Origin of the sequence: Cellulomonas fimi (assembly GCF_028527925.1) — a bacterium.
In the GTDB taxonomy this organism is placed as follows: Bacteria; Actinomycetota; Actinomycetes; order Actinomycetales; family Cellulomonadaceae; genus Cellulomonas; species Cellulomonas fimi_C.
Window position 1 is genome coordinate 1 of record NZ_JAPESW010000154.1, and the last position, 614, is coordinate 614.

General features: G+C 57.7%; 1 protein-coding gene. It reads right to left on the reverse strand.

Going from position 1 to position 614, the window contains the following annotated elements; translation table 11 throughout:
- Positions 1–33 precede the first annotated feature (33 nt).
- On the reverse strand, positions 34–614 hold a 581-nt coding region (locus OMK64_RS21465), incomplete at its 5' end, for an MOFRL family protein (protein ID WP_272730149.1).

Here is a 614-nt window from a genome sequence, read left to right on the forward strand (position 1 = left end):
TAAGAGTGGATGGGATGTTATCATACAGAAATACTATTGTAATGTCGATAAGTAGAACGCTGAATTGAATGCGTAGGAATGCACACGTATAATTCTATCTGTCTTGTGAAAACCTGTAATTGAGGACGCGAACGATCTAATTAATCTGTATGGGTATTGATTTGTTTTTTTTTTTTTGATGATCAAACCGTCGAGGGCGGCGAAATAGCCGTAGCCATTGTTGTTATCCAACTCGTCGCTGGCCGACAGGCCGAGGGCTTCGGCGCGCCGGTAACTGCACGGGGTCATGATCGCGCCGGCGTTGTCTTCCGAGCCGTCGATGCCGTCGGTGTCACCGGCCAGGGCGTACACGCCGGGCAGGCCCTTGAGGCTGTCGGTGAGGCTCAACAGGAATTCCGCATTGCGCCCGCCACGGCCATTGCCGCGCACGGTCACCGTGGTTTCGCCGCCGGAGAGGATTACGCACGGCGCCGCCAGCGGCTGGCCGTGCTGGACGATCTGCCGGGCGATGCCGGCGTGTACCTTGGCCACGTCCCGCGCTTCGCCTTCGAGGTCGCCGAGGATCAACGGGCTGAAGCCGGCCTGGCGGACTTTTACCGCAACCGCTTCGAGGG